Origin of the sequence: Neptunomonas sp. CHC150 (assembly GCF_030397555.1) — a bacterium.
In the GTDB taxonomy this organism is placed as follows: Bacteria; Pseudomonadota; Gammaproteobacteria; order Pseudomonadales; family Balneatricaceae; genus Neptunomonas; species Neptunomonas phycophila.
This window is the reverse complement of record NZ_JAPNXU010000003.1, coordinates 1-23,766: the sequence shown is the minus strand read 5'-3', so window position 1 is coordinate 23,766 and position 23,766 is coordinate 1. Positions and strand designations below refer to the sequence as shown.

Below are 23,766 nucleotides of genomic sequence, written 5' to 3'. Positions count from 1 at the left end.
CAAAACTCACGTGATAAAGCAGAGAATAAGTAAAAAAAAGCGTTCGATTTCAGTAGGGCTAGCAGCTAAATCACAGGGTTTAATTGAATAATAAGGGGCTGTTTAAGACGTTTGGCTAGCTGCAGGCGTTGAAAATAATGCGCCAAATCAATTTCTACTATGCAAGCACACAACCTAATGTTAAATACGTGTCCGTCAATCTTTGCAATAGGTATGTGAGGAGATAGTTTGAAGCATTCTAGGCTCAGAGTAGAGAAGGCCTTTTTTGTCAGCGCTAGCTGAGCTAGAATCACCCGCTGGACTTATTACAACCCAGCCTTTATCAATTGCTGGGCTAGCTGACATCTAATTGGACTTTGAATGCTTTTTAACAAGCTTCCTGATGATCTTTTTGTACCGCTCTCCGGTCAAAACCGCCATATATATCAAGCTGTTTTGCTTGAGTTGGCTGATTTGTTTTTCGACGAAGATCTAGTCGATCCCTTTATTCCCAAAGACCTTGTACGTTCTTCGATCGAAGATGCGGTAGTGCGCTTAGGAGTTCGTCGTTGGGAACCAGAGATAGATGACGACAACGATGATGGTGAGGCGCCGCGTTCCACCGCGGAATACACGAACCGCATTTATCGTCGTTTAGTCGATTGTGGCTGGATCGAAGAAGAGCAGCGTATTTATCGCACTTATGTACTGATGTCGCCGTCTATCAGCTTTTTGCTGCGCTCGTTAGTTTCGATCGCTAATTTAGAAAAACGCTCTTATGGCGGTGCGGTACTGAATGTATTGAGCTCGCTTGAAGCGGCTGTTAACGACCCCGCAGGCCGAGGAATTACATTATCGGAAGCCGCGCAAACCGCTTCAGACTTTAGTGCGCATCTGACCGATATGATGTTGGGATTGCGAGAACTAAAAATTAGCCTTTCTAATTCGCAAAGTCCGCAAGAGATAGTGCGAGGCTTCTTCGAGCGTTTTGTTGAGCATATTTTGGTGTCTGACTATAAAACGCTGAAAACGAAAAATAATCCGTTTCGTTTCCGTCGTCAGATTTTATCGCTCTTGCGCGATTTACAGTTCGACACTGTTAAAGTTGATAAGCTTACTCGCCACTATCAAGAACAGTTTGAAGCGAGTTACGATGATGCAGAGGCCATGGTCCATACGCACATCAACCGTATCATTCGTATCTTTGACTCAGTAGATAAACGCTTAGACTCCATTGATGATTTTCGTTATCGATTGGAAAAACGTGTGGCTGATACTGTTAGATACATGGATAAAACCACACCAGGCATGGCCTCACGCTTATCACGAGTGATTGCCGAGTTAGCCAAACGTGATGAGTTGCCTGTCATTGATACTATTGAAGAGGTCGGGTTTATTAACCCTTCAAGCATACGCTCGCCTATCAGAAGGCGCATTGTGGCAGAACCAACGGTGATTAGGCAGCAGCAGATTGATCCTAAAGTGGTTGAATTGCGCGAGTTATTTAAAGCTTTCAAAGAGCGCCGCGAAGTTAAAGTGGAGCGCATCGATGCCTATCTAGAGCGTCACTTATCGGATAAAGACTCAATTAAAGCCGAAGAGTTTTCGATTGACACCATCGAAGATTACATATGCTTTAGCTATATACGTCACCTTGCATCGCTTGGCAAAAAAGCTAAGAAGACAGCAGATATGTTCAAAATTGAGTTTGCCGAAAACTACACTCATGTCGCCGATGTGGTGGAGTGTCGCGATTTTACTATTAATAAAGTTATTCAAAGGAAACCGTAATGCTTGGTGATCTGCAAAAAATAGTCAGCCGCAGTGAGCAAAATGACGCAGCTGATTTTTCGCGAGCGGCCAACTTGCTGTTAACTAACCAGTTTCTGCATGCGGACCGTTCTTCACATCGTGACAGTTATTTTTTAATAGCCGCACATATTGATTATTTTCGTAACTTATTTGAGGCGATTGGGTGGTCATTTATTTATCAACCCGATGAAGCTTATATGGGTATTCTGCCTCAAGGTGAGGAACGCAATGTAAAGCTGCGTCTTGATGAGTCTTTATTGATGTTATGTATGCGACAGCAATATGAAGCAAAATTAGAGAGCTTTGAAGTTGAAAGCGGTCGGGCTTACACCAATACCAATGAGTTACTTTCTCTGTATGAGAACCTGACCGGTAAAGAACTCCCGAACGAAACCCGCATGAAAGAGATCATGTCCCTCTTTAATCGTCACGGTATTATCGAGCGCGGGAAAATTAACGAAACGGATCCCAAAAACGTGCCATTTAGTATTTTACCCACAATCCGCCAAGTGGTAATTGAAGATTACATCGGTCAGTTAGAAGCGCTTTGCGATACAGAAAACAGCCGCGATGCCCTAACAGAAGCGGAGGAGGCTGCTGATGAAACAGCTTAATCGTATTGTTCTAGTTAACTGGTATGTTTTGGGGGCGGTAGAGGTTCCTATTAAAGGTAATGTGGCTATTGTCGGGCCTAATGGTTCGGGTAAATCATCATTATTAGATGCTATACAAACCATACTGATGGGCGGCCACAAACGTAATTTAAGTTTCAACGCATCAGCCGGCCAAAAAAGTGAGCGTTCTTTACGTACTTACTGCCTTGGTTTTTTGGATGACGGTGGTAAAAAAGCAACTGCACGTGATGATTCTATTACCTACATGGCGCTAAGCTTCTTTGATACGGAGACAGCACAAGAAACGTGTATTGGGATAGCGATTAGCGCGTCCACAGCATCACCCGATGAAGAAATTTTAGGTCGCTTTATATTGCCTAACTTTTCAGTAACGTTAGATGATTTCTCGGTGCGCGAGGGTGATGGTCGATTGCCTAAGCCGTGGAACAAGGTGCGAGATCAGCTTCTTAAACAATGCCCTGATATGGTGTTGGAAAAACGTGCCAGTAAGTTTGTTCGTGAAGTAACGACTGCGCTTAGCCATGACCCGCAAATGCCTAATGATGATGAAAAGTTTATTAAAAACTTTAAGAACGCATTACGTTTTGTACCGATCGATAGTCCGACGAAATTTATTCGTGAGTTCGTATTGGATGAAAACATCGTGCATGTTGGCGCTTTCCGGAAGTCACTGGATGAATACCGTGCGATGGAGCAAAAAACACTTGAGGTGTTTAATCGTATTACGGAGCTAGAAAAGGTTTCTGAGCAGTGTAAAGGTATTCAGCGTAACGTGAAAAACGCTGTTGAGTATGAATGGGTGGTACACGAGACTCGCTTTGAAAACGCAGATCTCAAAAAAGAAGATGCTCAAGAACGTTTAGAATCGAACCAAGAAAAAGAGTTAGAAGTCCAAAAAGAAATGGAAGAGCATGCCGCTGAACTCAGCGGTGTAATGCAGCGTCTTGCTGATGCGCGTGCTCAATTAAATAACTCTGATGATGCTCACCAAATCAAAGCGCTTGAGAATAATATTGCCGCTCGTTTACATGAAGAAGGCGTTGTAAAAGATAAAATACAGAACGTTTATAGTTTGTTCCGTAATACGGTCGGGTTTGCGCATTATCAAGATTTATTACCTGAATCGTTTCGTCCATTAGTTGAGCGTTGCGTGCAATTGTGGCGAACTGGTGAAGACATGATGGCCGATGTATGGCCTGCAGAGCCGGTAGAGGTGGATAATGCGCTTGCCGAATTGAAGGACAATGTTGATTCGGTAAGACGAGATATTGGCCGTAAGTTTGAAGAATCCGTCATCCGGATGAATGAGCTACGCACGTCAATTCAAAATCAAAAAGGTGCTGTTGAGCAATTAAAGCAAGGCCGAGCGCCAGTGCGCCACAACACGCGCGAATTAATGAATTTGCTGTCTGAGTATGGAATAGAGTCGACACCTATTTGTGAACTGGTCGATATCAATGACGATAAGTGGCGTATTGCTATTGAGTCATTTTTAGGGGCTCGCCGAGAAGCTCTGATTGTTGACCCTGCACATGTTAAAGAAGCGATCACGCTTTATCGTCGTAAAGGTCGTCATCTAAAAGGGTGTCGTATAATCAATACGACCAAGTCCCGCGATTGGTTAAACCGTAGTAAGCCGCGCTCGCTCGCTCAATTTATCGATACGGATAATGATGATGCTCAGGCTTACATGAACCGTGCGCTAGGCGGCGTTATGGCCGTTGAAACGGAAAACGAGCTACTGCGTGAGGAACGTGCTTTAACATATGACTGCATGCTGCAAACCGAGGGTTCAACGACCTCTATCAACGAACTGTCGCCTATTATGGGCATTCGTCGTCGTGGCGATCAGCTGGCATCGCAAGGTAAGCAAGTTGATGAGATGATTGAAGAGTTTACCAAGCTGGGTAAACGCCATGAGGCGTTGGAAAAACTGCGTGATAACCTCATCAACTTAACCACAAGCTTGGCTGGAGCGACAGAAAACGTATTTGATCTGGTGAACTCCCGTAACCAAATCAGTAATGAGATTGAAGGTTACCGTCAGGCAATTACTGACCTGCGCAATCACGACGATTCAGGTATCCAGCGTCGCATAGCGGAACTCGTTGAAGAGCAAAAAGCCGCTAATGACAAAAACAAAGTGCTCATGGATAAGTTACAGCGTATCCGCACGAGTATGATAAAAGACACGGCGGCGTTAGAAGTTTTAGACGAAGAACTAACAGAGCATTCAGAAGCACGTAATGTGTGTGAGGCAAATCGTGACTTTGATCCGCAGTCAGCACAGGAAAAGCGTGATTATTTAGATGAAAGCTGCGCTGGTGAGCTAGAGCGTATTATTTTTGAGGCCGCTAAAAAAGCACAGTCCGAATTAAGCTTGCACGAGAAAAAGAAATACTCTGTGCGTGATGCGGTTGCAAATTACAAGGCTCGTTTCCATGGCGGCGGTAGAAGCCATCAGGGCTTAGACAAAATAGGCCCAGACTCAACTCATGAAGAGCTAGAGCAGTATGTGGATGAAACACTGCAGTCGTTGAAAGATTCCGAGCTGGCAGAGTACACCGAAAAAGCTGAGCGTGCTCGCTTAGAGGCAGAAACCGCTTTCCGGTCGGACTTTGTTGCGCACCTAAATGATCAAATCAATAAAATTAAAGATCTGATTCGTGAGTTAAACAATCACTTAAAGAACCGTCCTTTCCATAAGGAAATGTACAGCTTCGAGATGTCTCCTAACCCTGAGCTAAAAGATATTTTAGAGCTGGTTGAGGCTTATACACGTTTAGATCAAGCGAATGTTGGGACGCTTTTTGACATTCAGCATGATGGTGATCGTCCGCATCATGATGCCTTAGCTAAAATACACGATGTGTTAAAAGATGAAGGTGAGAGCAGTCTGCTACAGGACTATCGAAACTTTTATAACTTTGAGCTTGTGGTTAAAGATCTTAACGGTAATCGGAAAACAACTCTCACTCAGCGTATCAAAACCGGTTCAGGTGGTGAGCACCAAGTCCCTTTCTATGTTGCAATGGCAGCAGCAATGGGCGCGGCTTACCGGCTAAAAGAAGGCCCTAACGGTAATCCGGTAGGTGGTATGAGTTTGGCGGTGTTTGATGAGGCCTTTAACAAGCTAGATTCAGAGAACACGCAAACATCGCTCGGCTTTATGACTGATTTAGGGCTGCAAACTATCATTGCGGCACCCGATGAAAAGTATTCTTTGTTATCGTCTTGCATGGATACCATCATCAACGTTTGTCGAGATGGGCGTATCGTTGATATCGATGTTGAATTTCCGACTCCTAAGGGTAAGGAACTACTTAATTCCGATAACCCGCGTAAGCTAATGGAAGAGGCTGGTTTATCTGAGGAGCTCTTAGCAGACGTTTAACTCATTACGGTTTCTAAAATCGTTTTATGAAATTAGCCGGTTGTGCGTAAGCGTGCCACCGGCTTTTTTATATCCGGAGTCAGTTGAACAATGCCTTTATTTCGGTAAAAAAGCAGTAGGCTCCCATCGTGACTGGTTTGTACAGTCCAAGACTGCGGGGAGTCAATTAAGCGCAAGAGTATGGCTTTCATCGGAGCGGGTTGCTTTGGAGCAGGGAGATAAATACAGTCCTTGTATTGTTTGTGGCTTAAAAGACTCTTAACGCTAGATATATTCCATTCAGATGGTATGTGGGTAGTGGGAGTAATTTGCCCAATTAAGCTAGGTGCAATAATTTGCTTATCTTTGGCAAAAAACTTTCTTACCGTTAAGTCGGTATGTCGTTGCAGAAAGCTGTTGTCACGTACGTTGGAGTCAAAGCCTAACGTATTCAGCCCAGTTACTAAGACGGATAGCTGCCAATTACATGATTTTATTAATCGCCATGCAGGCTCTACCGAGCGACGTGAGCCGAGGCTATATTTGATTGCGCTTCTGCCATCCAGTTGTTCGTTGTCTAGTAAAGTGAGTTGTAGGTAAGTGCTTTGTAAATCAATTAAACACAGAGGTTGTTGTACGTAGGCGTACGACCGCTCCCTCCTAAAGAAGGAGACCCAATCAGTACGTGTTTCTAATTGATTTAAAACAGGAATATGCATCATTATTACTTATTGGCTGAAAGGTCAGTATAAATTGAACAGGTGAAAGACGCATCATGAAACTGCTTAATCGTTCAGCTATTACTTTATTGGCAAAGGAACCCTTTGCGCGTTGGATAGCTTCATTACCGGAAGGCGATGAGTTAAATCAACCCACTTCATTAGAAGAGCTAAGACGCGAAGGGAATATTTATCTCATGACTGAGGCCGAGCACGAGTCAGACTTTGCTCAAGTATTGGTCGACGAGTGGGATAATCTATGGCGCAACGAACTTGCTGCTTGGGACGAGTTTGGTGATTACTGGCCATCGCAAAGAAGCTTAGCAGTATTTAAAGAGTGGTTTGAAATCAGCCACCAGGTGATGGCGTTTGATCTTTCTTCAGAGCCGTTATTAGTCGCTAAATTAGACTGATTGTTTATCAAAAGTTGTTGGTCGGGGAGAGGGTTGTGGAGTCAGTGTCAACAGGTATGTCGTTTCATCCGCATAGAGATGATTTATATGAAGAGATGCACTCGCGTCCTTTCCAAGTTATACCCAGCCCAGCGCGTTTGACACATATCGCGCTAATTTGTGATGAAGCAGAAAAGCGGGAGCAATTTAATCATCTGCGCCGTTTATTTGAGCTGTTAGGTCAACAGCCGCCCGAACGAGATGAAATGTGCGTTCAATGGGACTTTGGTGATTTCAGAATTCGTTTAGAGAAGCACTTAGAGTTTATCGCTTTTACCTTTGTTAATTTAGCGGTTGAAAATAACGATGATCCATTTGCTGTAACGGGCATTAGTTCATTACCTAGTGGTTGGCTAGATAAGCTACCCGGTAAGGTAATCTCGGCAGTGCATGTATCCGTTAAGGACTCTTCAGAAGATGGCGATTATATGCTCCCTAAGGTGCGCCGTTTTTTTGAAGGTATGCGTTTAATTGGTAGTAGCCCTCAACAAGGGGATGCGCGTATCTGGACGACGTTTCGCTTGCACAGTGATGGATTTGGTCGAATGCTCATCTGTAATAAGCGTATGAGTGATAGTCAATTAGGGCGTTTAACGCAGCGGCTCATGGAGATCGAGACCTATCGCTTAATGGCTTTAATCGGCTTACCAACCGCACGGGAGTACTCTCCCCAGTTACGCATTATGGATACCCAAATTGCCGAGCTAACACAGCGTTTATCTTCGGAAAGTGGTGAGGATGAGTCGGACATACTCAAAGACTTAACGCGCATAGCCAGTAAAGTGGAAGACTATCGAGCTAAAACAACCTTTCGTTTTGCGGCTTCACAAGCTTACCATGAGCTTGTTCTTAAGCGTTTAGCAGAGCTAAGAGAGGATGAGGTGTCGGGTCATTTGACCATGACAGAGTTTATGACGCGTCGTTTGTCACCAGCAATACGAACCTGTGATTCGGTAGGTCAGCGCTTAGAAGACATGTCGCGGCGAATTGATAGGGTTTCCGACATGATGCGAACGCGCATTGAGCTGTCGATACAAGAGCAAAATCAAGAATTACTTTCATCGATGGATCGTCGTTCTAAAATCCAGTTGATGATGCAGCATACCGTTGAGGGGTTATCAGTCGCGGCTATTAGCTATTACTCTATCGGGTTAATCAAACTGATTATTGATGCGTTATACGATAGTGGGTTGAGCTTTAATAAACACCTCGTTTTGGGGGCAGCTGTACCCGTTGTTGTCGGTGGTGTATGGTTAGCGACACGGCGTATTCATAAGCATTTTTTAGCCTTGGCGCGCGAGCAACGAGATGCAGATTTAGCTGATGAAGAACGTAGAAAGTCTAAATAAATCATAATATTACTAGCAATAGGTGAGCTAAAATGAGCGTTGCTCAAATTATAGAAGACAAGCTACGGGCTAACCTAGCTGTAGCTGAGCTGATCATAGAAAATGAAAGCCACATGCACTCAGGCCCAGCTACTGACAGTCATTTTAAGGTGTTGTTGGTATCGGATGATTTTGCTGATAAACGCTTGGTACAGCGCCACCAGTTACTCTACAAAGTGCTAGCCAATGAAATGCAAAACCCCATCCATGCGCTATCTATGCTTTTGTATACTCAAAAGGAATGGGCTGATAAAAACGGTTTTGTGATGCCTTCGCCTCAATGCCGTGGGGGTTCAAAAGAGAGTCAATAGTGTTAATCGGTTTAGTCGATAATGCTATCTTAATTAATCTGTTTTACATCTGATAAGGCTTCCATCAGTATGGCGCCCATAAACGTAGCGCGTGCATGGGTGCCTTAATAATGAATAATAATTTCGATCAATTTATAGCAGGTGGGCATGGGCTTTTGCACCGGCTTTGGATTGTGATCAAACGCTTACCTGTTTTTTCTGCTGTTGTGTTGTTGCCCATTATCGCTGTTTCTGCGATCTGTTTTGCACATGTTGATTCGATCTCTGAAATGGGAGTGAGCGCTTTACCGTTGGCTATTGTGCTAGGCATGATAGCGGGGCACTGTGTTGGTCATCTGCCAGAAGGTAGCGAGTTGCAATGGGTTCGCTTTTGCCAACAACGCCTGCTTAGAGCCGGGATCATTTTGTTTGGCTTTTCGTTGACACTTCAGCAGTTGCTTGCTGTGGGCTGGCAGGCGCTAGTACTTGATATGCTAGTAGTGACGTGTGTGCTGTTAGTGGGTATTTGGCTTGGGGTTCACCTGTTTAAGTTGCCAGTAGATCTTGCGATTTTGACTTCGGCAGGCAGTGCTATTTGTGGAGCAGCGGCGATCTTGGCGACAGAGTCCATTCTTAAGCCAAGGCAGCAGCATGTTTCTATGGCGGTAGCGACTGTTGTCCTATTTGGTACGGTTGCGATGTTTAGTTATCCGTTTATCTTTCCTTTAACGGGAATGACTGAGCAACAATTTGGTGTGTTCATAGGTAGTACGGTGCATGAAGTCGCGCAAGCAGTTGCAGCTGGGGAGAGTATTGGCGGTAGTGCTTTGCAATATGCTGTTGTGGTTAAGTTAATCCGTGTGATGCTCTTGGCGCCTTTTATCGTTATATTAAGCGTTTGCTTATTGCGCTTACGAGGCGATAGAGAGCGTGGCTCGATTAATTTCCCGTGGTTTGTACTTGGTTTTGTGGTTGCTGTTGTTATCAATAGTGGCTTAGATAACGTTAGTCAGTTGTTTGTATCACCCCAAAAGATAGAAAATTTTGTGGCCGTGACTCGCGAAACAGCCCATTTAGCTAGCCAGTTTATGTTAACAATCGCTATGGCTGCCTTAGGCTATCAGACACGTTTAGCGGCTATACGCCAAGCAGGGGCCGCATCCATGTTGCTAGCCGGTTGTTTGTTTGTGCTTTTACTGGGAGGCGGTTTTGTGCTCAATCAGTGGCTGATTGTATAAGGGCGATGATAAAAGCTCGCTGCCCGTGAGCAGCGAGCGGTATCGTTTTATTGGCAAATGCTTTTAAAAAGTTCGAAGTACTCTGGGAAAGTTTTACGAGTGCATCCTGGATCATTGATAGTGACGGGAGTATCGCTCAACGCAACTAGCGAAAAACACATAGCCATACGGTGGTCGTCATATGTGTCGATAGCGGCATGAGTCAGCTTGGCTGGTGGAGTTACTTCGATAAAGTCTTCTCCTTCTACTACGCTAGCACCGACTTTACGTAGCTCAGTAGCCATGGCCGAAAGGCGATCGGTCTCTTTGACTCGCCAGTTATATATATTTCGAATGGCAGTAGTACCCTCTGCAAATAAAGCGGTAGTCGCGATTGTCATGGCAGCATCTGGGATATGATTCATGTCCATATCAACGGCCTTTAAGTCACCTGTTCCCGTTACCTCAATATAGGTGGGCCCGTAGGTTACTTGAGCCCCCATTGCTTCTAAGACTTCAGCAAAACGTTTGTCGCCCTGAACGCTATCAGATCCCACGCCATAAACACGAACAGTACCACCTTTAATAGCGCCAGCGGCAAGGAAGTATGAAGCCGACGACGCATCGCCTTCTACCATGATTTCGCCGGGTGACTGGTATGTCTGTCCTGATTTAATAACGAATTGCTGGTAGTTGTCATTTTGCACATTCACACCAAAAAGCTTCATGGTATGTAGGGTAATATCAATATACGGCTTGGATACAAGCTCACCATCTACTTTAATGGTCAGATCATCGCTAGCCAATGGAGCAGCCATCAGTAAAGCGGTTAAGAATTGACTAGAGATATTGCCTTTGATGCTGACCTCACCACCGCGCAAGCCTTGCGAGCGGATACGCAAAGGTGGATATCCGTCATCACCTAGATAGGTAATATCAGCGCCAAGCTGACGTAAGGCATCCACTAGGTCGCCAATGGGGCGCTCATACATTCGTGGCTCGCCTGTTAGCTCGTAAACATCATTGCCAAGGCATAAGGCCGCACATAAAGGGCGCATAGCAGTGCCTGCGTTGCCTAAGAAAAGAGCTTTACTGGCTGTGCCCAGTGATCCAGCTAAGCCTGTTAATGTACAAGTCTGTTTATCATCGGATAATGAATATTCCACACCCATTTCGTTTAATGCTGTAAGCATATGACGAACATCATCACTGTCCAATAAGTTAGTGATACGTGTTGTGCCTTGTGCAAGTGCGGCTAAAAGCAAGATTCGGTTCGACAGGCTCTTTGAACCTGGGATTTGAACTTCGCCAGCAACTGCATTGATAGGCTCTAGGGTCAAATTATCCATGGAAGGTACTCTTTATACGTGTTTTTATCAGGGAGATATAAGCTACCTTGTGTAGCCGTTTAGGTCGAGGGTATCGGATAAAAAAAGTGCAGATAAGCGCTTAATCTAACCCTGGGGTTTCTGGGGAGCTAGTTTTTACGTACTGGTAAGTTGATTGAAGCCCTTAGTAGGGTGAGCGGCGTTTGTTGATAGGTGTCAATGTTCTTTTTTCAATAGAGGCGGATACTAACAGCATCTGCTTTTTTACAATGATAAGGAATGTAAATATGGGTATTGAACACCATGATTTGGTGCACGAATTGCCAGAGTACAGAGATCAAATTCATGCGCTTAAAATGACAGATGCGCACTTTTTAAAGCTTTTTGACGAGTACCATGAAGTTACAAAAGAAGTAGAGTTAATGGAGGCAGAGGTAAAACCTGGGTCTTCTAAAATGGAAGAGGAATTGAAACTAAGAAGGCTTCGTTTGAAGGATAAGCTTTACGCAATGCTAAGTGAGAAGGCATAGCGAGAGCCGCTAATCCATAAATGACTATTCATCGAGTCAATTATACAAAAACACCCGCTTTTGCGGGTGTTTTTGTTTGGTTTGTCGTCCGCTCGCAGTATGCTGTGTATGCTGTGTATTCTGTTTTTTTGAATCGTGGATATACGTTTGTTTCAGTTTGATTGGTCATACATTACCCAGATTGCCTTCACTCATAAAAAGTCGCTCGTAGTGGCAAACGTGGTGGCTATTTTAGCTGCGTGCGCTTCGGTACCTTTGCCATTGCTAATGCCTTTATTAGTTGATGAGGTTCTTCTTGAACAACCAGGTAAGATGGTTCAATTTTTAAACTCATTATTTCCTTTAGATTGGCACGGCCCGGTGCTTTATATCGTTGCTATTTTGATGTGTACAATTGTTCTACGTGCCATGGCTTTGGTTTTAAATGTATGGCAGTCACGACAGTTCACGTTAATCTCCAAAGACGTTATTTACAAAATGCGCTCACTATTGCTCGCCAGATTAGGCAAGGTTGCGATGGTGGAGTACGAAACGTTGGGCAGTGGCGCTATCAGCTCGCACTTTGTAACGGACTTGGATACGGTAGATCGTTTTGTAGGGACCTCAGTTAGTCGATTATTGGTAGCTAGCTTATCAATTGTGGGCACAGCGGTAATCCTGTTTTGGGTGCATTGGCAGCTGGCGTTGTTCATCATGTTTCTTAACCCCGTTGTTATTTATTTCACAACCGTGATTGGCAAGCGAGTTAAAGAATTAAAGAAACGAGAAAATAAAGCTTATGAGGTTTTTCAAGGGGCGCTTACCGAAACATTAGATGCTATTCAGCAAGTGCGTTCAGCTAATCGAGAGGAGTATTATCTTGGTCAGCTTACGCGGTTGGCGCGTGGTGTAAGGGATCAGTCTTCTGCATTTGAGTGGCGTAGTGAAGCAGCAGGACGTTTTAGCTTTTTGGTTTTTTTGATCGGATTCGATATTTTTAGAGCGATTACAATGCTCATGGTCGTCTTCTCTAATCTGTCGATTGGCGAAATGATGGCTGTCTTTGGCTACCTTTGGTTCATGATGGGGCCTGTCCAAGAAGTGCTGAATATGCAGTACGCTTTTTATGGAGCAAAAGCGGCATTGGTGCGATTAAATCGTTTAATAGACCTGAAGCAAGAGCCAAATTATCCAATGTTGGAAAACCCTTTTGCTGGGCGTAAGAGTGTTAGTGTGACGCTTGATAATATTCATTTTCGCTACAATGCAGACAATGAAGTGCTCAAGGGGATTAGTTTGCATGTTGAGGCTGGGCAGAAGGTGGCTTTAGTCGGTGTGAGCGGTGGTGGTAAGTCCACTTTGGTTCAAGTTTTGTTAGGGTTGTACAGCGCGCAAGAAGGAGAGGTTAAATTTAATGGTGTGCCTGTTAGTCAGATCGGTTTGTCAGTTGTAAGGGCGAATGTTGCTACTGTCTTGCAGCATCCGGCTTTATTCAATGGGACTGTCAGAACAAATCTGTGTATGGGGCAAGATTTTACGGAACCAGCATTATGGGCGGCGCTAGAGGTGGCTCAGTTAAGTGGTTTTGTTAGTGAGCTAGAGAATGGGTTGGATGCTAAAGTAGGTAGGCAGGGAATTCGTTTGTCGGGAGGGCAGCGCCAACGATTAGCTATCGCCCGTATGGTGTTATCAAACCCAAAAGTCGTTGTATTAGATGAGGCAACTTCAGCTTTAGATACAGAGACTGAGCATGCGGTACATCTTGCTTTAGAGCGATTCTTAGATGGGCGAACAACAATTATAATTGCGCATCGACTAAGTGCTGTAAAGCAAGCGGATAGAGTCTATGTGTTTGAGGATGGGCTGATAGCTGAAGAAGGGCATCACGACGCGCTTCTTCAGCAGAATGGACTTTATGCTCGCCTATATGGCTCACTCGCAAGTTAAATCGAATTTTTCTGTTCAGTTTATGTCATATACTACATGGCATATTGTCAGTTAAGGCAAAGTTTTTGAAAGAGGGATAGTCATGGTAAAACATAAAGTACTAGGTGCTGTTGTTGTCGCGTCGGTATTGTTAACTGGCTGCGCAAGCCCAAGTTTAACAGGAACAACTTATAGCCAGAAAGATGCGCGCCAAGTTCAGCAAGTACGTTATGGTACGGTAACCTCGGTGACGCCAGTGGTTATCGAAGGGCGGCAAGATGGGATCGTGGGCGGCGGTGCCGGAACTATTGTCGGAGCGCTAGCAGGCAGTTCAGTGGGTGGTGGTAAAGGAAGCAGTATTGCGGCTGTGTTAGGTGCGGTTGCTGGTGGTGTGCTAGGTTCAAAGCTAGAAGAGAGTGCTACACGTAAACAAGGTCAAGAAGTGACGCTACGAATGGCGGATGGCCAAGAAATTTCTGTTGTACAAGAAGTTGAAAATCAGCAGTTTTTTAGAGTAGGTGACCAAATACGCTTATTGCAACGTGGAGGCACAACTCGGATCACTTACTAATTCGGCGTGGCGTAAGCTATGAAATAGTAAAAAAGGCTGCATATGCAGCCTTTTATAATGGAGTATTTTATTGATTAAATACTTAATTATTCTGCAGCGCGAGGCTTGCGCGGTTTGCGTGGTCTGTCTCGGCCTTCTTTGGAACGGCTTGGCTTAGAGCCTGATTCCGTACCGGCACCATCAACTGATTTTGCGTTGAGTCGCTGGCCACAAACTACTGTTCGTTTAAGTACCTCAATCGTCTCTTTTGGTAAGCCTGACGGTAAATCAACAAATGTTGCTTTATCGCGGATATCAATATGGCCAATAAATTTGCTTTCGATATCGGCTTCATTGGCGATAGCGCCAACAATGTTGCCAGGCTTAACGCCATGCTCACGACCAACCGATAGGCAGTAGCGCTGCATGTTTTCATCAGAGCCGCTAGAACGTTTAGGACGACGCTCTTTTCGCTCACCGCGTTCACGAGGAGGGCGGTCTTCAAAGCCTTTAGGGCCACGCAGTTCACGCTCGCTTAAGAGTAGCGGTGTCTTGCCTTGCAAAAGAGAAGCTAAGGCAGCAGCAATAAACAGCGGATCCGTGTCATGCTCTGTTTGATACTTGGTCAATAAATCGACATATTGCGATAGATCTTGGCTGTCTAGGGTATCACTGATTTGCTGCTTAAAGCGGTCAACACGTTTGGTGTTGATATCAGCTGTAGACGGTAATTCCATCGGCTCGATTTTTTGACGAGTTGCTTGCTCGATCATGCGTAGCATACGTTGCTCGCGTGGTGAAACAAATAGGATTGCTTCGCCTTCGCGTCCCGCACGTCCTGTACGCCCAATACGGTGGACATATGATTCAGTATCGTAAGGAATATCGTAGTTCAATACGTGGCTGATACGCTCTACATCTAAGCCGCGCGCTACAACATCAGTCGCTACAACAATGTCTAACTTACCTTGGCGCAGACGCTCAACGGTTCGCTCTCGTAACTGCTGAGTAACGTCGCCATTAAGTGCTTCGCACGAATAGCCACGTGCAGTCAATTTTTCTGATAATTCAACGGTTGCTGATTTTGTACGAACAAAAATCAGCATCGCGTCAAACTGCTGCATTTCTAAGATGCGGGTTAGGGCATCTAGCTTATGCAGGCCACTTACACGCCAGTATTTCTGCGTGATCGTTGTAGCAGTAGCTGTTTTGCTTGCGATTTTAATTTCTTCAGGCGATTTTAAGTGCTGAAGTGCTAAGCGACGAATCGCTTGAGGCATCGTCGCTGAAAACAGTGCGATTTGTCGTGTAGATGGCGTATGCTCGAGTATCCAATCGACATCGTCTATAAAGCCCATGCGAAGCATTTCATCGGCTTCATCTAAGACAAGGGCTTGTAGGTCGTTTAGTACTAAAGATCCGCGACGGATATGATCCATTACGCGGCCAGGTGTGCCGACGACTACTTGAACACCACGACGTAATTGGCGTAGTTGTCCATCGTACGCGGAACCACCGTAAATAGGTAGTACATGGAAATCAGGCATATGGCGAGCATATGTCTGGAATGCTTCGGCTACTTGAATTGCAAGCTCACGTGTTGGCGCTAAAACAAGCAATTGAGGCACTTTTTTCTTAGTGTCGATGCGCGACAGTAAAGGAAGTGCAAACGCTGCTGTCTTACCGGTACCCGTTTGGGCTTGTCCGAGTAAGTCTTTACCTTCCAACAGATGCGGAATGCTTGCCGCCTGTATTGGGGAAGGTGTTTCGTAGCCGATCTCTTGTAATGATTGTAACAAAGGAGCAGCCAGGCCCAGTTCTGAAAAAGCGGGCAGGTTGTCTGATGACATCTAATAAACCTGTAAATCGTGGTTGAATAAATCAACCTGGATGGGATAAATATGAATAGCGCTACAGTATAAGATACCAAGCGCTTTTAGTACAGGTTAAATCCCCTCGTTTTGTAGACTATGGAGCCATTCGTCACTCTTTTGGGGAGAAATGTCGGTGATGGTAGTGCTTAGTAGCTGTTCTATCATTGCATCGCTTGAGAGTAAGGGGGTGCTTGATTCTACAAAAATAGAGCCAGTTTCATTGTTATGTTTTTTATATTCAAGGTGAATGAACTCGTGCAATTTGCTCGTGTTCGAGTAGTCACTTTTTTTGCCAAAAGCATTCCATATCCATACAGAGCAATTGTATCTTGGGTGCTGTACGGCACGTTTAAATAACCGTTGTTGGCCTTGGTTTTTAGGTAGAGCGGGGGTTGATTTAAGACTGGGCGGATTGGGGTGTGTTAATGTTTCTTCCGCTGCTGTGCAAAAATGTGCTTCAAACATGGTGTGCTCCGGATTATTAGATAACCAAGAGCTGACGCTGTATTCCCCGTATTGTTGCCTGTAAGGCCGCATCTTTGTGGGTTACCACCTTGCCCGGGTAGGCAGGTTGGTGAGGGCGTCAGCCCTACTCTTGATGAACGTTTAATGTAGCAGGCTCCTTAGAACAGGGCAATAGATGCTTTGCAGTGAGGTGGCCTAAGCTGTTACCCATAGGATTACAGCATCCTTTGGGCTTGTTGATATAACAGCGTGGCCCATTTCACAATCATAATAAGCACTATCGCCAGTGGTTAGCTGAATAGGCTCATAAAATTCAGTGTAAAATATGATATCTCCCTCGATGACATACAGCAGTTCTTCTCCTTCGTGTCGCACCCAATCACCAAATTCCGAAAAGTTTCTGGCTCTTACCGTTGTTTTGTAAGGTAGCATTTTTTTTGTACTGAGCTTGTTGGCTAAAAGCTCATGTTCATAGGTTGTGGTTGGGTGCGGTTTGCCTTCGCCTGCTTTGGTGATGTCTCGGCGTCCAGTAGCACCGCTTGCGCTTTGGGGTTGGGTAAAAAGCTGAGGCATGTCTATCCCTAGCCCTTTAACCAGTTTGCTCACTGCGCTAAAGGTAGGGGATATCTGCTCGTTCTCTATCTTTGATAAGGTTGAACGTGCGAGCCCTGTCAGTTTGCTTGCTTCTTCGAGTGTTAAATTTTGGCTGAGGCGAATTTGTCTTACGCGTTTCCCTAGTTGCAATGGTTCAACTGATTTATCGTGGCCGTAAGTTTTTGTTACTTCAAAGGCTGGGTTAGTGTTTTCAGGGGGAGTGAGGTTGTCTAGGTCGTCGGTCATCCGTATGCCTTTTCGCTAAAATATACATCTCGCCCGAAGGTGTGGGAAATTAAAGGGCGTAAATGTAGATGATAAACGAAATTGCAATTTGTTTCTTATTGGAAATAAACTGTTTTAAAAGAGACTATACGACATTTTTTAACGGCCTTTTTCGTTTGTGGGCAGGGGCGATGCTAATGCCTGATTTTCCGCTTCGCTTAATATGATACATGGCGTGGTCAGCACGAATAAGAAATTGATCGGCCGCTTCATCGTATTGATCATAAATGGCAATGCCTATACTAGCGCTGATGTAGTAATCACCAGAAAGCAGTTTAAATGGGGTTTTGAAGTTCAGTAGTATTTTGCGTGCTAAGTGGTGTGCTCCAGCGCGGTCAGAAGAGGACAAGAGTATGACAAACTCATCACCACCCAGTCTGGCAAAAATGTCACTTTCTCTTAGTATCATACGTGTGCGCTTAGCAAATCTAATAAGGACTTGGTCACCAGATGAGTGACCGTGTGTGTCGTTAATTTCCTTGAAGCCATCCAGGTCTATATACAGAAGAGCGGGTGTTTCTTTGTTGCGACGAGCAAGCTTAACCAGTGTGTCAAGTTTGTTGGTTAATGCTGAGCGGTTTGCTAATCCTGTTAAAGGGTCGTGGTTAGCAAGGTGTTTTAGCTGGGTTTCTGTATAAATTCGGTTGCGGATCTCTTTCTTCAGCTTCCGATTTAAGGAAATAAGGTAGAAGCTGAGAATGGTTAAAGCCAAAACCAAGGCCACAAGCGGATATATAATTGGTAGCCAATTACTCCATGTAATTGACTCTTTGCTGTTGTAAATGAAGTCCTCAACAGGTCTGCTTTGCTTTACCAGTTTGTACTGAAGCAGGGTGTCTTGCATTATTTCCCAGCGCTTAGGGTTCATGTGACCAATATCAAATAGGTCAGGCATGATTAGCTCTCTGGCTAAATTTAGTTCGTATCTTAAATGTCCTATTTCTTTTTGAGTGTTGTATTTGTCATATAAAATACTGATAGCTTCTTCTGGGTGGTTGAGAGCATAGCGCCAGCCCTCTAGGCTGGCTGAAATAAAGCGATCGACTAATTCTGGCGATTGTTGAGCTAAGGTGGGATTGGTTATAAGGACATCACTGTAGAAGTCTATGCCGTATTGTTTGGGGCTAATGATGTTAAAGTTAATGTTCAGTTTTTGAAGATAGTAGGGCTCATTTGAAATGTAAGCGCTAAATGCATCTACTTTATTAGTTATAAGGTCGTTTAAATCGGCGCTAGTGGCAATAAGGTTGACATCTTCAAGTGCAATACCTTGTTTTAAAAGTAGTAATATGAGTTCGGGGTCTTGGCTGCCTGGAAATGCCATGACTCTCTTACCGACTAGATCTCGGGGTTGTCTGATACCCGAGCTGCTCTTAGAAAGGAAGATGCTTGGTGAGTGTTGGAATATGGCAGCAAGGCTAATGATAGGTTCGCCTTCGATGTAAGCTGTAAATGCATTGCTGTTGTCGACTGCAAAGTCAGACCTTCCTGCTTTTATCTCTTGCCAGGGTATTATTCCATGGCCTCCAGCTTTTATAGTGACATCAAGGTTGAGGGATTCGTAAAAGCCTTTTTCTTTGGCAACATAATAGCCGATAAACTGTGCTTGATGGCTCCATCGTAGTTGTAATGAAACCTCTTGGTTTGCTCCATGCGACAGCTGTGCAACAAAGCAGCATGCAAAGATGGTAAATAAAATGATGAACCGCTTAGTCACTTGCCATTCCTTTGGACAAAAGTGCTTTTTTAAGAGGGGCAAACTGACACCTCAGTAAATGTAAACCCTTATAGGAGATCTACTTTAACAGGTGCAAAGCGAGTATAAAATCAAAAAATAGATTTGGCTTTTGTATGAAATAAAATTGGATGGATAGATAAATAAGAATGGTCGGAGCAGCAGGATTCGAACCTGCGACCCTCTGCTCCCAAAGCAGATGCGCTACCAGGCTGCGCTATGCTCCGACACGTTGGGATTTATAATAAGAATATTATAAATTTGTTGCCTATGTTTTTAATGGTCGGAGCAGCAGGATTCGAACCTGCGACCCTCTGCTCCCAAAGCAGATGCGCTACCAGGCTGCGCTATGCTCCGACACATATCAGGTTTGGCTCCTCGAGCTGGACTCGAACCAGCGACCAATAGATTAACAGTCTACTGCTCTACCAACTGAGCTATCGAGGAATGGTTGCTCAACCTGATGGGCGCGTATATTAGTGATGAGGCCGTCAGTCGTCAAGCTTATTTTTCAAAAAGATTCAGAAAAAACTCTTTATTTTTAATAACCTTAAGTAGGCGGATGGTAGTCCTTATATTTAGAAGCAAGTTATGTTGCAATGTGTATTGTCCAGTTCAGCGCTTAGTTGTGTTTGCAGGGTGCGGTCTGTCAGAAAGTACTTCATTGGGTGTTGATGAAATGAAGAGTGCGTTCAATTTTATAGAGTTACAACATGTCGCGTGTATTAGGTAAAGATGTATCTTTAGAAGTATCTATTAAAAGAATGTCGCAGTTATTAGTAGATAATGGCTTCGTGGTTGAGCAATTTGATTGGCTTAACCCTGCTCCTTACGTGTGGTCCGTGCAGCTGAGAGATGTGTCTTGTAAGGGCTTGTCAGTTAAAGGTAGAGGTATCACGAAACAAGCGGCATTAGCGAGTGCGCTAGGTGCGTTTATTGAGCATTTAGGCTGTAACTATTTTTTTGCCAGGAGCTATCTAGGCAAGCAGGGTGCGGACTCTTCCTTCATTTATTATCCCAATGAGCGTTGGTTTTCCGTTGATTCGGACAACATCCCGGCAGGTTTGTTAGATGAGGCTACGCTCAGTCACTACAATATGGACGATAACCTCAAAGCTCATATGCTATTAGACTTTAACTCTGATGATGTAAGCCGAGGTGTGTGTGGGCTTCCTTTTGTGCATCAAAAAACAGCACGAGAGGTGTGGTTTCCAGTCAAAATTATCGATACGTTATATGTGGGTAATGGCTCCGCTGCTGGCAATAATAAATTTGAAGCGCGAGTACATGCTTTATCGGAAATCTTTGAACGCCATATTAAAAATACGATTCTATCTTCTGGGATAAGCTTACCCAGGATTCCGCCGGTTGTTGTAGAACGGTATCCGGATGCCGTGGCAATAATAAATCTTCTACGTGAGCTGGGTTATATTGTGTATGTGCTCGATGCGTCGTTGGGGGGTAAGTTTCCATTAGTCGGTATGACAATTTTTGATCCAGAAGATGGTGGCTGTTTTGCTGCCTTTGGTGCTCATCCTAAATTTGAGATTGCACTGTTGAGGGTGGCTTCGAAAGTCATGCAGCGTGTTACCTTAGACCCAGATAAAGCATTTCCGGAGCCTGTTTTTGATCTGCAAAAAGTTGCTGATCAGGAGAATTTAGAAGCCCATAGTTTTTACTCAAATGGTGTTATCTCATGGGATCTTCTATCTACTGATTCAGATTATGCGTTTACTGAATGGAACGTGGATGGGGATAGTGAAGCCGAATTCGAGCATCTGTGTCATCTAATTCATCGTGTAGATATGGATATCTATATAGCTGATTACGAATATTTGGGGTTGTATGTATGCCGAGTGATTGTCCCAGGTATGTCTGATGTTTATCCAGTGGATCGGCTAGTTGTTAGCAATGATAGTGCGATGGTTGAGTTGCGCTCTGTTGTGTTTGATTTAAACGCTGCCTCTGATGGAGAGTTATCTAGCCTTTTAAATTTGATAGAAGATGGGGTGTTTGGTGAAGCTGGCAATGTGGCTGCGTTATTAGGTGTTTTTCCTGACAAAGAAAGCTATTTTAATGAGCTTAGTGTAGCTGAATTGAAGTGTTTGATTTGCTTGAAGCTCGGGCGCTTAGTCATGGCAGCAAAAGCCTGTCACTCGATTAAGCGTTTACCTAATCGTAATAGTATTAAATTATTTAGGTGCTTGAGCCAGCTTCTGGCGCTGAATGAGCAGCATGAAATCCAGCTTGATGAAGTGAAAATGGTATTCATTGATGTATACGGCGAAGCTGTTTTTTCGCGTTGCCAAGCGATGCTTGCAGGCAGTAGAGTCTTTGAGGATCTCCATGTTATCGATGATAACGTTCAGTGCTTTAAGTCACACTCTGCAATGTTGGCGGTTTACAGTCGGCTTAAACGATTAAAAAGTGCTAAAAGTCTTTGAAATTATTTTGTATGTCGTAGTCCCAGTACTACATCGATATTTGTAGGTATCTTTTGTTGTCTTTCTCTATGATTTTTTAGGCTTTTATCCTGCTCAGTCTAAAACTTTAACTATACTGACCCTCGGTACAATTTTATTGTCTATTGCATCCCTGTATTTTGGGCTGTAATGGTCTAAAAAGTTTATGAGGAAATAGCATGGCTTCTGCTGTCGGTACGGTTACTTTTATTTCTGGTTTGGTTTATGCAATAAAATCTGATGGGTCGGAGCGTTTGCTTGCGCTTGGTGATGAGGTTTTTGCAGATGAGCTGATCAGAACTTCACCTGATGCATCTGTTGAAATATACATGGCTAACGGTCAAGAAGTTGTACTAGGCGGTGGGCAAAGCTGGTTAATCTCAGCTGAAACCTATACTGAAGCCGCTGACTACCCTGTAGAAGATGCAGTAGCTGATGAAGACCTTGCAGCAGTTGATGCTATCCAACAAGCCATCTTGGCTGGTGAAGACCCTACTCAAGTAGCTGAAGAAACAGCCGCGGGTGCTCCTGGCGCCGGTGGGCAAGGCGATGACGGCGTTCGTTTTGAAATATTGACTCGTACAGCGCTTGAAGAAGACCCAGAAGCCGGTTACGAAACCATTGGTGTTGAACGAGAGACGAATGACATAATTCGTGAGCCAGGTGGAGAAGTTTCGAGTGAATCAGCTGCAATTCCACAGCTATCCGTTAATGACGTAACCGTTAACGAAGACCTAGGTGCATTGGCATTTACAGTTAGCATAAATGTTGCTGCTGATTCGGACGTTGTTTTCACATATACCACCAACAATAATGCTAGTGCTGTAGATGGAGCCGATTATACGCCAGTCTCAGGCACAGCCGTTATTCCCGCAGGCGAGACCTCTGTTGTTATTTCGGTACCGATTACGGATGATAACTTAGCAGAGCAGCCGGAAACCTTCCTTTTAGACATAACAGATATTACTTCCGGTAATGCAGAGGTTGCTGATGGTGAAGGCGTCGGTACCATACTCGATGAGCCAACGCCGGGAGTAGAAGATACCGTTACGTTAAGTATTACGGGTGATACCAGTGTTGCTGAAGGCGATACAGCCAGCTATACGGTAACTATAGATGAGGCTCCTGTTGAAGATCTAGTTGTTGATATCCTCTACAGCTTTGTTAGTGCAGACAGCGGTGATATTGTTGAAGGTGTAACCCAAGTCACAATTCCTGCTGGATCAACTGAGGTTTCTTTTTCTGTAGATGCCGTCAATGATGCTTATTCCGAAGGGGTCGAGGACTTTACTGTTAGCATCAGTAATCCGACTTCGGGCGGCTTTGAAGCTGTTGTTGTAGACTCAGCTGCGGCTACTGTTACAACATCAATTGTTGATGCTAATGACCCGGCAGACCTCACAACGACTACTGTTACCTTAGAAAGTACGCCAAATGTTGAAGAAGGCGGCGATATTACGGTAACAGCAACTGTCGATAATCCACCAATAGATACACCGTTAGTAATCACCCTAGATAATGGTGAAGAAATAATCATTCCGGTTGGCGAAACTGTAGGATCAATTACATTCCCCGCTGATGATAATGTTTATGCAGACTCAGACACTCCTGTTGAATTTGGTGTCGGTAGTGCTGTCGGAGGTGGTTATGAAAATCTTGATACCTCCGATACCGCAGTAACTACAGTTGTTGATGATAATGATCCGACTACTGTTACCCTGGAAAGTACTCCAAGTGTTGAAGAAGGCGGTGATATTACGGTTACAGCCACCGTTGATAATCCACCGATTGATACACCATTAGTAATTACGCTAGATAATGGTGAAGAAATCACGATTCCTGTTGGTGAAACTACAGGTTCTGTGACTTTCCCTGTAGCAGACGATGTTTACGCTGACCCTGATACCCCAGTCGAATTCAGTGTTGATAGCACTACCGGTGGTGGTTATGAAAGTATTGATACTACTGATACTTCGACTACAACAATCGTAGATGACAATGATGTAACTACTGTCACCCTTGAGAGCACCCCTAGCGTAGAAGAAGGCGGTGACATCACCGTCACAGCGACCGTGGATAACCCGCCGGTCGACACGCCGCTGGTCATCACGCTAGACAACGGTGAGACCATCACCATCCCTGTGGGCCAGACCACAGGCGAAGTGACCTTCCC

At 44.5% G+C, this 23,766-nt stretch carries 18 protein-coding genes, 3 tRNA genes and 1 riboswitch; of the genes, 12 read left to right on the top strand and 9 right to left on the bottom strand.

The genetic code is table 11. The features are described 5' to 3' along the window. The first annotated feature begins 360 nt into the window (after positions 1–360). Genes OW491_RS02640 through OW491_RS02630 form a run of 3 tightly spaced genes read left to right on the top strand, consistent with a single transcriptional unit; the run spans position 361 to position 5,820 of the window. Complete coding sequence (locus OW491_RS02640; RefSeq protein WP_075180132.1) at positions 361–1,770, top strand: Wadjet anti-phage system protein JetA family protein; 1,410 nt, start codon at positions 361–363, stop codon at positions 1,768–1,770. Continuing rightward, a complete protein-coding gene (locus tag OW491_RS02635; RefSeq protein ID WP_075171871.1) occupies positions 1,770–2,405 on the top strand; it encodes a DUF4194 domain-containing protein in 636 nt (211 codons plus the stop codon). The genes OW491_RS02640 and OW491_RS02635 overlap by 1 nt, the downstream gene beginning before the upstream one ends. Further along, positions 2,392–5,820, top strand: coding sequence for an SbcC/MukB-like Walker B domain-containing protein (locus OW491_RS02630; RefSeq protein WP_075171872.1), 3,429 nt, complete (start codon positions 2,392–2,394; stop codon positions 5,818–5,820). Before OW491_RS02635 ends, OW491_RS02630 begins: the two co-directional genes overlap by 14 nt. Positions 5,821–5,852: 32 nt before the next feature. Here the strand turns inward: OW491_RS02630 and OW491_RS02625 are convergent, their stop codons facing one another. Continuing rightward, the gene (locus OW491_RS02625) at positions 5,853–6,521 is read right to left on the bottom strand and encodes a hypothetical protein (RefSeq protein WP_290034556.1); all 669 of its coding nucleotides are present in this window, start codon (positions 6,519–6,521) and stop codon (positions 5,853–5,855) included. A gap of 53 nt (positions 6,522–6,574) precedes the next feature. On the opposite strand from OW491_RS02625, the gene OW491_RS02620 reads away from it, so the two are divergent. The 4 genes from OW491_RS02620 to OW491_RS02605 all read left to right on the top strand — a co-directional run bounded on the left by OW491_RS02620 (position 6,575) and on the right by OW491_RS02605 (position 9,886). After that, a complete protein-coding gene (locus OW491_RS02620) occupies positions 6,575–6,931 on the top strand; it encodes a hypothetical protein (protein WP_075171874.1) in 357 nt (118 codons plus the stop codon). A gap of 35 nt (positions 6,932–6,966) precedes the next feature. Then, entirely contained in the window at positions 6,967–8,319 is a 1,353-nt protein-coding gene (locus OW491_RS02615; RefSeq protein WP_343048905.1) for a DUF3422 domain-containing protein, read from the top strand. 32 nt (positions 8,320–8,351) lie between these two features. Then, the gene (locus tag OW491_RS02610; RefSeq protein WP_075171875.1) at positions 8,352–8,669 is read left to right on the top strand and encodes a BolA/IbaG family iron-sulfur metabolism protein; all 318 of its coding nucleotides are present in this window, start codon (positions 8,352–8,354) and stop codon (positions 8,667–8,669) included. A gap of 110 nt (positions 8,670–8,779) precedes the next feature. Beyond that, a complete protein-coding gene (locus OW491_RS02605) occupies positions 8,780–9,886 on the top strand; it encodes a YeiH family protein (RefSeq protein WP_290034555.1) in 1,107 nt (368 codons plus the stop codon). A gap of 47 nt (positions 9,887–9,933) precedes the next feature. On the opposite strand, the gene aroA is transcribed toward OW491_RS02605, so the two are convergent. Then, positions 9,934–11,214, bottom strand: a complete 1,281-nt coding sequence (gene aroA, locus OW491_RS02600; protein WP_178968558.1) for a 3-phosphoshikimate 1-carboxyvinyltransferase — start codon at positions 11,212–11,214, stop codon at positions 9,934–9,936. A gap of 266 nt (positions 11,215–11,480) precedes the next feature. Between aroA and OW491_RS02595 the strand changes: the two genes are divergently transcribed. The 3 genes from OW491_RS02595 (at position 11,481) to OW491_RS02585 (ending at position 14,199) form a co-directional block, all read left to right on the top strand. Continuing rightward, complete coding sequence (locus OW491_RS02595; protein ID WP_075180136.1) at positions 11,481–11,723, top strand: DUF465 domain-containing protein; 243 nt, start codon at positions 11,481–11,483, stop codon at positions 11,721–11,723. Positions 11,724–11,870: 147 nt separating this feature from the next. Then, complete coding sequence (locus tag OW491_RS02590) at positions 11,871–13,649, top strand: ABC transporter ATP-binding protein (RefSeq protein ID WP_290034554.1); 1,779 nt, start codon at positions 11,871–11,873, stop codon at positions 13,647–13,649. A gap of 82 nt (positions 13,650–13,731) precedes the next feature. Next, on the top strand, positions 13,732–14,199 hold the full coding sequence (locus tag OW491_RS02585; protein WP_075171879.1) for a glycine zipper 2TM domain-containing protein: 468 nt from the start codon (positions 13,732–13,734) through the stop codon (positions 14,197–14,199). Between the two features lie 86 nt (positions 14,200–14,285). On the opposite strand, the gene OW491_RS02580 is transcribed toward OW491_RS02585, so the two are convergent. The 7 genes from OW491_RS02580 to OW491_RS02550 form a co-directional block, all read right to left on the bottom strand. Then, positions 14,286–16,028, bottom strand: a complete 1,743-nt coding sequence (locus tag OW491_RS02580; protein WP_075171880.1) for a DEAD/DEAH box helicase — start codon at positions 16,026–16,028, stop codon at positions 14,286–14,288. A gap of 96 nt (positions 16,029–16,124) precedes the next feature. Next, positions 16,125–16,517: a hypothetical protein gene (locus tag OW491_RS02575; protein WP_290034553.1), complete on the bottom strand. Its 393-nt coding sequence runs from the start codon at positions 16,515–16,517 to the stop codon at positions 16,125–16,127. 40 nt (positions 16,518–16,557) lie between these two features. Then, a riboswitch (SAM-I-IV-variant riboswitch) is annotated at positions 16,558–16,659 on the bottom strand. A gap of 53 nt (positions 16,660–16,712) precedes the next feature. After that, positions 16,713–17,357: an XRE family transcriptional regulator gene (locus tag OW491_RS02570; protein WP_075171882.1), complete on the bottom strand. Its 645-nt coding sequence runs from the start codon at positions 17,355–17,357 to the stop codon at positions 16,713–16,715. Positions 17,358–17,481: 124 nt separating this feature from the next. Then, on the bottom strand, positions 17,482–19,113 hold the full coding sequence (locus OW491_RS02565; RefSeq protein WP_290034552.1) for a GGDEF domain-containing protein: 1,632 nt from the start codon (positions 19,111–19,113) through the stop codon (positions 17,482–17,484). Positions 19,114–19,281: 168 nt separating this feature from the next. Beyond that, a tRNA-Pro gene (locus tag OW491_RS02560) sits at positions 19,282–19,358 on the bottom strand. A 53-nt stretch (positions 19,359–19,411) separates the two neighbouring features. After that, positions 19,412–19,488 (bottom strand) — tRNA-Pro (locus OW491_RS02555). Between the two features lie 14 nt (positions 19,489–19,502). After that, a tRNA-Asn gene (locus tag OW491_RS02550) sits at positions 19,503–19,578 on the bottom strand. Between the two features lie 266 nt (positions 19,579–19,844). On the opposite strand from OW491_RS02550, the gene OW491_RS02545 reads away from it, so the two are divergent. Together OW491_RS02545 and OW491_RS02540 are read left to right on the top strand one after the other, a co-directional pair. Then, positions 19,845–21,575 carry a YcaO-like family protein gene (locus tag OW491_RS02545; RefSeq protein ID WP_290034551.1) on the top strand — a complete coding sequence of 577 codons (1,731 nt, stop codon included), beginning with the start codon at positions 19,845–19,847 and terminating at the stop codon, positions 21,573–21,575. Positions 21,576–21,772: 197 nt separating this feature from the next. After that, positions 21,773–23,766, top strand: a 1,994-nt coding sequence (locus tag OW491_RS02540; protein ID WP_290034550.1) for a retention module-containing protein, incomplete at its 3' end; no start/stop codon positions are given.